Below are 8,442 nucleotides of genomic sequence, written 5' to 3'. Positions count from 1 at the left end.
ACCGGCAGTACCCCCTTTGGGGTCTTCTGGCCCTCATCCTGGTGGCTTTCCTTTCCCGCGTGGACTCCCTGCGCGGCGTGGAACGCTTCGCCCGCGCCAACCCCCATCTTCTACCCCACCTCGGCCTGCGCAAGCCCCCGGGCCACACCGCCATCACCCTTCTCCCCAAGATGTTCTCCTGACGGAGAAGCAGCCACCGCCTGGATCCTGAGAAGCTCCAGGAGGCCCTCCTCCAGGTCTTCCCCGAAGCCGACCTTGGGGAGGTCCTGGTGGTGGACGGGAAGCACCTGCGGGGAAGCGGCAAGGGGAAAAGCGCCCAGGTCAAGCGGGTGGAGGTTCTGGCCCTGCGCCTCCAGACCACCCTGGCCCAGGCCCGGGCGGAGGGGAGGGAGGAGAAGGGCTTTCAGCCGGAAGGCGTACTGTTTGACGCTTGGTACGCGGCGAGGCAGGTCTTGGAGCGGCTGAAGTTGAGTTTCTACCCATGCCGACGGCGACTTATCGCAGGTAAGCTGAGCCTGGATTTGAGCCCTCTGTTACCGGTGCAGGTAGAGGCCGCCTAAGTCCAGCTTCCGGGTCTTCAAGGAGAAGGATCTCAAGCGCTACGGGGAGTAACGCACGAGGAGGCTGGTCCTCGAGGCGTGGGGCTTTTCAAAGAGCATCCCGTTTGAAAGGAAGGACCTAGGCCCGAGAGCGCCCGTAGCCCAAGGACCTGGCGGCGGGTGCATGTTCTCCTTTCCCCGTACCAGGGCGACGTACAATAACGCTGTATGCTACGCAAGCAAATCTACCTCACTCCTGAGGAGGAGGCCAAGCTGAAGCGCCTGGCCCGTACCACGGGGCGCACCGAGGCGGAAGTCCTCCGCCTCGCCCTGGACCTCCTCCCGGAGGAGGAGGCTCCCTTGCTCCTGGCCCTAGCCGAGGAGGGACTGTTGGAGGTGCCCGAACGGGCCGTGACCCCGGCCCAAATGGAGGAGGCCTACCGCCGTTACCTGGAACGGGTAGCCGGGCGCAGGATTGGCCTCTCGGAGGTGGTCCTCGAGGACCGGGAGGGGCGGTGATCCCTCCCTACCTGGACACCTCCGCCCTGGTGAAGCGCTACGACCCGGAAGAGCCAGGAGCGGAGGAGGTAAGAGCGCATGTGTGATCTCTATCCTAGCACAGAACCCTCAGCGTAATCTAGTCTATCCGGGCTTGCCAGACTTGACCGATATGCGGCTCTTAGGGTAAAGGAGGGCCATGACCCTGCGTAAAGCCCTATCCCAAGTTCCAGATCCCCGGGCCCCCAACCGGCGGTGCTCCTGTGGGGCCTTCTGGCCCTCATCCTGGAGGCCTTCCTGAGCTGTGTGGACTCCCTGCCCGCGCCAAACCCTACCCCTGTGCAAGGTCTTAGGCCACACCGCCCTGACCACCCCTTCTTCCCCGCTTAGACCCGGAAGGGCTCCAGGCGGTCTTCCTGGGTGCAGGACGTGCGCTTTGGGGGAACGGGAGCGTGGGTGCTGGCGGGGCTGTGGGCCTTTCTGGTTTCCAAGCTTCACCGGGAGGGGGTGAGGGAGAAGAAGGCAGCCCTAGAAATCTTCTCCTTCAACCCCCTCTCCGCCCTGCGCTTCCTTGGGGCTCTATGCAGTACAGCGGTCAAGTCTGAGGCAAGCCCCAAAGCCCTTGACCGCCCCCTCAGGGTGTGCTAGCATAGCCTCAACTAGGGGGTTGAACGTTAAACCATGCCCACCCTGCGGGATGTGGCCAAACTGGCAGGCGTTTCCCACACCACGGTTTCCCACGTGCTTAACGGGACAAAGCGGGTGCGCCCTGAGGTGGCCGACCGCGTGTGGGCTGCCGTGGAGACCCTGGGCTACCGACTGAACCGACAAGCGCAGGCTCTTCGTCGCGGCCAAAGCCGTATTCTAGGCCTGATTCTGCCTGACCTCACCAACCCTTTCTTCCCGGGACTAGCCCAAGCCATCGGCCTCGCCGTTCACAGGGCAGGCTACACCCTCACCCTAGTGGACTCCTTGGAGGACGAGGCCGTACAAGAGGAGGGGCTGCGCCACCTGGCTGAGGAGCAGGTGGCGGGGGCCATCTGGGTACCCGTAAACTCTTACAAACCCCCGCCTTTTCCCGTGGTCCTCGTAGACCGCACCGCGGAAGGGGTTGACGGGGTTGAGGCAGATCACTTCCTGGGAGGCAGGCTTCAGGCCCGCCACGCGCTGGAACTGGGCCATCAACGGGTGGGTATCCTATCTGGGCCTCAGAGCTTGCGGAGCGCTCGTCTACGCCGAGAAGGCTTCCTGGTGGAGGCCCAGGAAGGAGGCCTGGAGGTGGTTTGGGAGGAGGAAGTTCCCTTCAGCCTCAGCCTTACACCCAGGGCACGAGCGCGTTTACAGAAGGCCAGGGAAGAAGTGACCTTCGTGGCCGCAGCTAACGATGCCATTGCCCTGGCAGCCCTCGAGGTTCTCCGGGAATCGGGGACCCGGGTGCCCGAGGAGGTTTCCCTTATCGGCTACGACGACATCCCCTGGGCCACCCTGGCCTATCCTCCCCTCACGACCGTCCGCCAGCCGATACCGCAGATGGCCGAGGCTGCGGTGGGTCTTTTGCTTCGCCGTGTCCAGGAGCCTGAGGGGGAAGCGGCGCGGACGGTCTTGCCCGTGACCCTGGTGCCCCGCGGGTCCACCCGGGAGGTGGGCAGATGATCGTGGTGGTGGGAAGCCTCAACATGGACCTGGTCCTGCGGGTGGCGCGCCTGCCCAGGCCAGGGGAAACGGTCCTCGGCGAAGCCTATGAGACCCATCCCGGGGGCAAGGGCGCCAACCAGGCGGTGGCGGCAGCCCGGCTCGGGGGGAGGGTGCGCATGCTCGGCCGGATAGGCGAGGATGGCTTCGGCCGAACCCTGAAGGCCAGCCTGGCCCAGGAGGGGGTGGACGTGACGTGGGTGCAGGAAACGCCTGGCCCAAGCGGAGCCGCCTTTATCTTGGTGGACCCCACGGGGCAGAACCAGATCGCCGTCGCCCCGGGGGCCAACGCCCGCTTGGCCCCAGGAGACCTCCCCGAAACGGCCTTTCGGGAGGCTAAGGTGCTCCTCCTCCAACTGGAAATACCCCTCGAGACCGTGGCCCAGGCAGTGGCCTTAGGCCGAAACGCCGGCGCCCGGATTCTCCTTAACGCGGCCCCGGCCCAGAAGCTACCATCTTCGGTTTGGCAAGAGGTGGACCTCCTTCTGGTAAACGAAGTAGAGGCCGCGCAGCTGGCCGAAGCCAGCCTACCCCGTACACCGGAAGAGGCCTTGGACCTTGCTCGCCGTCTCCGGGGGCTGGTGCCCCAGGTAGTCCTCACCTTGGGGGCCCAGGGAGCGGTTTGGTCGGGGGAGGAGGAAGGCCACTTCCCGGCCTTCGCCGTCCGGGCGGTGGACACTACGGCGGCGGGGGACGCCTTCGCCGGGGCCCTGGCCGTGGCCTTGGCCGAGGGAATGAGGATGCGGGTGGCGCTACGCTTTGCCAGTGCCGCAGGCGCTTTGGCCACCACCCGCCCCGGGGCCCAGCCTTCCCTGCCCTTCCGGAGCGAGGTGGAAGCCTTTTTAGGAGGTACGGGATGAAAAAGGGCGGAATCCTTCATCCGCTTCTGGCCCAGGCGGTGGCCTCCCTGGGTCATGGGGACCTCCTGGTGGTGGCGGATGCGGGCCTTCCTATTCCCGAAGGCCCCTTGCGTATCGATCTGGCGTACGCTCCCGGGCGCCCTCCGTTTTTAGACGTGGTGCAGACTATTTTACAGGAAGTCCAGGCAGAAGGGGTGGTCTTGGCCCAGGAGATAAGGGAGAGGAGCCCTGAACTCCACGACAAGGTAGTCGCGATCTTTAAGGGGTCTACCGCCGTGGAGCTGGTCTACGTCCCTCACCAGCGCTTCAAGGAACTTACGGCCGGGGCCAAGGCTGTGGTCCGCACCGGGGAGTTTACCCCCTACGCTAACCTCATCCTACGCGCGGGGGTGGTTTTCTGATGGCCCTTTTGGAGATGCGCGGCATTCATAAGCGCTTCGGGGGCATAGAGGCCCTCAAGGGGGTGGATTTTGCCGTGGAGGCAGGAGAGGTCCACGCCCTTGTGGGGGAAAACGGGGCCGGGAAGTCCACCCTCATGAAGATCCTCTCCGGAGCCCTGGCGCCGGACGGGGGGGAGGTTTGGCTCGACGGGCGCCGCCTCCGTCTAGGGAGCGTCCAGGAAGCTCGGCGGCAGGGAATCGCCATGGTCTACCAGGAGCTCAACCTGGCGCCCAACCTTTCCGTAGCGGAAAACCTCTTCCTTGGCCGTTTCTCGCCTCTGGTAGGCCGGCGGGAGCTCTATGCACGGGCCCGGGGTCTCCTGGAGGGGCTCAGCCTGGAGATCCCCCCTGAGGCCCCGGTAGGGTCCCTCGAGGCGGGACAGCAGGCCCTGGTGGCGGTAGCCCAGGCCCTAGGCCAGAAAGCCCGCATCTTGGTTTTCGACGAGGCCACGGCTGCCCTGAGCGCCCGTGAGGCCGAACAGCTTTTCCAACTCGTGGCCGACCTAAGGAGTAGGAACCTCGGCCTCGTGTGGATCAGCCATCGGTTGGAAGAGGTCTTCCGTCTGGCCGATCGGGTGACCGTCTTACGGGACGGACAGCGCGTGGCCACCCTTCCCTTGGCCAGCCTCACACCGGAGGCGCTGGTGGAGCTTATGGTGGGCAAGCGGGAGCGGGCTCGGCTGACCTTGGCCTCCCCCAAGGCCGAAACTCCGCTTGCCCTCCAGGTGGAGGGGGTGGGTCTTAAGCCCCTGAGGCTTTCCTTGCGTCCGGGGGAGATCTTGGGGCTTGCGGGCGTGGTGGGCTCGGGGCGGAGCGCCGTGGTGGAGGCCCTCTTTGGGCTGAGAGGCCAGGCTTTTGTAAACGGCGAGCCCATCCGTTCCCCCCTCGAGGCCATCCGGAAAGGGGTATTCCTCGTGCCCGCCGATCGCAAGGCCCAGGGGCTCGTCCTGACGTTGAGCGCCAGGGCCAACATCAGCCTTCCGGTGCTCCGGAGCCTCACCTGGGGGGGCATGGTCCTCGCTTCCCAGGAGGTGGCCCTGGCCCGGCACTGGTTTCAGGCCCTGAGGATTCGCCCTCAGGATCCTGAGCAGCCGGCCGCTTCTTTTTCCGGAGGGAACCAGCAAAAGCTAGTTTTGGCGAAGGCCCTGGCCACGAAACCCCGCGTGCTTCTCCTAGAAGAGCCTACGCGGGGCGTAGACGTGGCCGCACGTCAGGAGATCTATGCTCTCCTTGCAGACTGGGCGCGGGAGGGTGTAGCCCAGATTGTCTCCAGCGGGGACACCGAGGAGCTCCTGCTTCTCTGCCACCGCATCCTGGTCTTCCAGAGAGGAGGCGTGGTGGCCGAGTTCTACCCCCCCTACTGCGGGGAGGAGGTGGTCGCCCATGTTGTGGGCGCGGTTCAGGCCTAACCTGCTTTCCCGCTACGGCCTCCTTTGGGCCCTGGGGTTACTGATCCTGGCCTTGAGCCTCCTCTCCCCCTATTTTCTCTCCCCCTCGAACCTGCTCAATGTGCTCCGGCAGGTTTCCATCAACGCCATCCTGGCCCTGGGAATGACCGTGGTCATCCTCAAAGGGGGGATCGACCTCTCCGTGGGCTCCCTTCTGGCCCTAGCCGGGGCCTTGGCCGCAGGCTTCGCCGTTTCGGGTCTGCCTCCGGCCCTGGCCATGGGGCTGGGAATCGGGATCGCCGTGGCCCTAGGAATCCTCCAGGGACTGCTGGTGGCCTATGCGGGCCTACCTCCCTTTATCGTCACCCTAGCGGGCCTCACCGCCTTCCGGGGGCTCACCCTGGTGTACACCGATGGAAGCCCCATTACCGGACTCCCCGATTCTTTCCTCTTTCTGGGCAACGGGACGCTCTTGGGGATACCGGTACCGGTGGTGGCCATGCTCTCCTTCCTCCTCCTCACCCAGCTCTTGCTGCAAAACACGGCCCTCGGGCGGTACCTCTACGCCATCGGGGGCAATGAGGAGGCCGCCCGGCTTTCGGGGGTACCGGTGGCCAGGATCAAGGTCTTTGCCTACGCCTATTCGGGGCTGGCTGCTGGCCTTGCCGCCCTGGTGCTCACGGGCCGGCTTAACTCCGCCCAGCCCACGGCGGGAACGGGATTTGAGCTGGATGCCATCGCGGCAGCGGTGGTAGGGGGCACCTCCCTGGCAGGGGGAAGGGGAACGGCCTGGGGCACCTTCTTGGGAGCCCTTATCATCGGCGTGCTCAACAACGGGATGAACCTACTCAACGTTTCGTCCTTTTACCAGCTGATCGCCAAAGGGGTGGTCATCGTCCTCGCCCTTTTGGTCGACCGGCTGGTGAGAAGGAGGTGAGGCAGATGGCAAGGAGGATCGGGTTTTTAGGGCTCGCAGTCTGGTTCTTGGCCTCGATGGGGGCCTTGGGCCAAGGGGCGGTGGTGGGACTCTCCCTTTCTACCCTCAACAACCCCTTCTTCGTGGCCCTTCGGGATGGAGCGCTCCAGGCGGCTCAGAAGGCGGGCATCCAGCTCCTCGTCTTGGATGCCCAGGACCGGGTGGACAAGCAGGTGGCCGATATTGAAGACCTCATCCAGCGCCGGGTGCGGGTCCTCCTGGTCAATCCTACAGACAGCGCTGCCGTGGTCCCGGCCATCCAGAAGGCCAATCGGGCGGGGATCCCGGTGATCACCGTGGACCGGGCTGCCTCAGGTGGACAGGTAGCCTTCCACATCGCCTCGGACAACGTGGCAGGAGGCCGCATGGCGGCGGAGTTCGTTTGCCAGCTGCTCAAAGGGCGGGGTAAGGTCGTGGAACTCGAGGGCATTCCCGGAACCTCGGCGGCCCGGGACCGGGGCCAGGGCTTCAACGCTTACCTCAAGGAAAAGTGCCCTGGGATCACGGTGGTGGCCCGGCAAACGGCCAACTTTGACCGGGCCCAAGGGCTTTCCGTCATGGAGAACATCCTCCAGGCTCAACGCGAGATCGACGCCGTCTTCGCCCACAACGATGAGATGGCCCTAGGGGCCCTTCAGGCCATCAAGGCCAGCGGCCGCAAGATTCCCGTGGTGGGCTTTGACGCTACCCCCGATGCCGTAAAAGCCGTGCAAGCCTGCGAGATGGCGGCCACCGTGGCCCAGCAGCCACAAGAAATGGGCCGCATTGCGGTGGAAAAGGCGGTGGAGCTGATTCGGGGTACGAAGCCTCCCGCGCAAACCCGGTTTATCCCAGTCCCCCTGAAGCTGGTCACGAACCCTTCCTGTAAGCAGTAGCCGGGAGGTGGGGGCGGTCCTAGGGTTCCCTAGGACCGCTTCTCTCCTTTTCTGTTCCTTCAATATGCGAATTCCCCCTTGGCCAGCCGGGAGGAAGGTCTCCCGCCTGGGGCTCCCCGGGTCCCCTTCTTGGGCTCAGCCTTCCTCAGCCACTCCTGGTTAGCCAAAGCGCACACCAGGACGCTCGTGTCCAGGAAGAGAAGCTCACCGGCGGAGGTCGTGGAGGACGGCATCCAGGGGGACTCCCTTCCCTTGGGTCCGCCAGGGCTTGAAGCGGGGCTTCGGCCTTTCGGGCGGCTCCAGGACCACCTCCTCCGCCAGGCGGCGCCACTCGGGGGCCTTGAGGAGGGCTTTCAGCAGGGGCTCCTTGGCCTTGGGCATGGCTCCATCCTACCTTCCCGGGGAGGGGTGCCCTCGAGGCCCCCCACCCCCGCTTTCCCGGAGTATAGCATTCGCAAAAGCTTCCTTTGGCGAAGCGTGCGAGGGAGGTCCCGACCGCCGGGGAGCGCGGTCCTGAAGGGGAAAAACCCCCGGGAAAGGGGCGGGCGAGGGGCCAAAGCGGCCGATGTGAAGATTGCGGCAAACGGCGGGAGTTTGCGACAAACTCACGGACTTCCGGACTCACAGACTTCCAGAGTTCGGATGTCTGGAAGTGCGTTCCCAGGCATCCGGGTTAACATGTGGGCATGCCCAGGGACGCCCTGAAACCGGAGGGTGAGGAGGCCAGGGCGGAGGGCCAAGAAGGCCAAGGACCCGATAGAGAAGGACCGCTTCTTGGCTGTCTACCACGCCAGGCGAGGCCACAAGGTAGCTTCGCTGACCACCGCCAAGGAGATCGCCAGGATCACCCTGCACACCCCCCGCTGGGTGCAGGAGACGGTGCGGCGCTACAACCAAGAGGGGCCAGAAAGCCTGCGGGATCGGCGGCACCAGAACCCGGGACAAAAGCCCAAGCTCACCCTGGAGGAGCAGAGGAAGGTGCTGGAGGCCCTAAAGGGCCCCCCGCCCGACGGGGGCCTGTGGACGGGGCCCAAGCTAAGGGACTGGGTGGAGCGGGAGCTGGGAAAGAGGCTCTCCCTCTACCCCATCTACCGGCTTCTGCACGAGATGGGGTTTGCCTTGCGGGTGCCCCGCCCCCGGCACGCGAAGGCGGATGGGGCGGCGCAGGAGGCGT

At 65.3% G+C, this 8,442-nt stretch carries 10 protein-coding genes and 2 pseudogenes; 11 read left to right on the top strand and 1 reads right to left on the bottom strand.

The window, feature by feature from the left end; genetic code table 11:
- The 10 genes and pseudogenes from H531_RS15215 to H531_RS0111560 form a co-directional block, all read left to right on the top strand.
- Positions 1-398: pseudogene (locus H531_RS15215) on the top strand (transposase); the annotation flags it as partial.
- A 57-nt stretch (positions 399-455) separates the two neighbouring features.
- Positions 456-560, top strand: a pseudogene (locus H531_RS14345) (IS701 family transposase); the annotation flags it as partial.
- Positions 561-767: 207 nt separating this feature from the next.
- The gene (locus H531_RS0111600; protein WP_022799491.1) at positions 768-1,058 is read left to right on the top strand and encodes a CopG family transcriptional regulator; all 291 of its coding nucleotides are present in this window, start codon (positions 768-770) and stop codon (positions 1,056-1,058) included.
- 399 nt (positions 1,059-1,457) lie between these two features.
- Complete coding sequence (locus H531_RS15325; RefSeq protein ID WP_022799490.1) at positions 1,458-1,685, top strand: hypothetical protein; 228 nt, start codon at positions 1,458-1,460, stop codon at positions 1,683-1,685.
- Between the two features lie 33 nt (positions 1,686-1,718).
- Positions 1,719-2,690 carry a LacI family DNA-binding transcriptional regulator gene (locus H531_RS0111585; protein WP_022799489.1) on the top strand — a complete coding sequence of 324 codons (972 nt, stop codon included), beginning with the start codon at positions 1,719-1,721 and terminating at the stop codon, positions 2,688-2,690.
- The gene (gene rbsK, locus H531_RS0111580; protein ID WP_022799488.1) at positions 2,687-3,589 is read left to right on the top strand and encodes a ribokinase; all 903 of its coding nucleotides are present in this window, start codon (positions 2,687-2,689) and stop codon (positions 3,587-3,589) included. The genes H531_RS0111585 and rbsK overlap by 4 nt, the downstream gene beginning before the upstream one ends.
- Entirely contained in the window at positions 3,586-3,990 is a 405-nt protein-coding gene (gene rbsD, locus H531_RS0111575) for a D-ribose pyranase (protein ID WP_022799487.1), read from the top strand. Before rbsK ends, rbsD begins: the two co-directional genes overlap by 4 nt.
- Positions 3,990-5,438, top strand: coding sequence for a sugar ABC transporter ATP-binding protein (locus H531_RS0111570; RefSeq protein WP_022799486.1), 1,449 nt, complete (start codon positions 3,990-3,992; stop codon positions 5,436-5,438). The genes rbsD and H531_RS0111570 overlap by 1 nt, the downstream gene beginning before the upstream one ends.
- On the top strand, positions 5,413-6,354 hold the full coding sequence (locus H531_RS0111565) for an ABC transporter permease (protein ID WP_022799485.1): 942 nt from the start codon (positions 5,413-5,415) through the stop codon (positions 6,352-6,354). Before H531_RS0111570 ends, H531_RS0111565 begins: the two co-directional genes overlap by 26 nt.
- A 5-nt stretch (positions 6,355-6,359) precedes the next feature.
- Complete coding sequence (locus H531_RS0111560) at positions 6,360-7,268, top strand: D-ribose ABC transporter substrate-binding protein (protein ID WP_022799484.1); 909 nt, start codon at positions 6,360-6,362, stop codon at positions 7,266-7,268.
- Positions 7,269-7,472: 204 nt separating this feature from the next.
- On the opposite strand, the gene H531_RS14535 is transcribed toward H531_RS0111560, so the two are convergent.
- Positions 7,473-7,649: a hypothetical protein gene (locus H531_RS14535; protein WP_022799483.1), complete on the bottom strand. Its 177-nt coding sequence runs from the start codon at positions 7,647-7,649 to the stop codon at positions 7,473-7,475.
- Positions 7,650-7,982: 333 nt separating this feature from the next.
- Here H531_RS14535 and H531_RS13525 point away from each other — a divergent pair.
- The coding region (locus H531_RS13525) for a winged helix-turn-helix domain-containing protein (RefSeq protein ID WP_028490832.1) at positions 7,983-8,442 on the top strand (460 nt) is incomplete at its 3' end.

The organism is Thermus islandicus DSM 21543, from assembly GCF_000421625.1.
Taxonomy (GTDB): Bacteria; Deinococcota; Deinococci; order Deinococcales; family Thermaceae; genus Thermus; species Thermus islandicus.
The sequence above is the reverse complement of the archived record's forward strand: the minus strand, read 5'-3'. Positions and strand labels throughout refer to the sequence as shown.

Excerpts from the sequence above, each read along its gene's own strand:
- H531_RS0111570 (WP_022799486.1), top strand. The coding sequence starts at position 3,990 with ATGGCCCTTTTGGAGATGCGCGGCATTCATAAGCGCTTCGGGGGCATA.
- H531_RS0111585 (WP_022799489.1), top strand. The coding sequence starts at position 1,719 with ATGCCCACCCTGCGGGATGTGGCCAAACTGGCAGGCGTTTCCCACACC.
- rbsD (WP_022799487.1), top strand. The coding sequence starts at position 3,586 with ATGAAAAAGGGCGGAATCCTTCATCCGCTTCTGGCCCAGGCGGTGGCC.
- rbsK (WP_022799488.1), top strand. The coding sequence starts at position 2,687 with ATGATCGTGGTGGTGGGAAGCCTCAACATGGACCTGGTCCTGCGGGTG.
- H531_RS0111565 (WP_022799485.1), top strand. The coding sequence starts at position 5,413 with ATGTTGTGGGCGCGGTTCAGGCCTAACCTGCTTTCCCGCTACGGCCTC.
- H531_RS14535 (WP_022799483.1), bottom strand. The coding sequence starts at position 7,649 with ATGCCCAAGGCCAAGGAGCCCCTGCTGAAAGCCCTCCTCAAGGCCCCC.
- H531_RS0111560 (WP_022799484.1), top strand. The coding sequence starts at position 6,360 with ATGGCAAGGAGGATCGGGTTTTTAGGGCTCGCAGTCTGGTTCTTGGCC.
- H531_RS0111600 (WP_022799491.1), top strand. The coding sequence starts at position 768 with ATGCTACGCAAGCAAATCTACCTCACTCCTGAGGAGGAGGCCAAGCTG.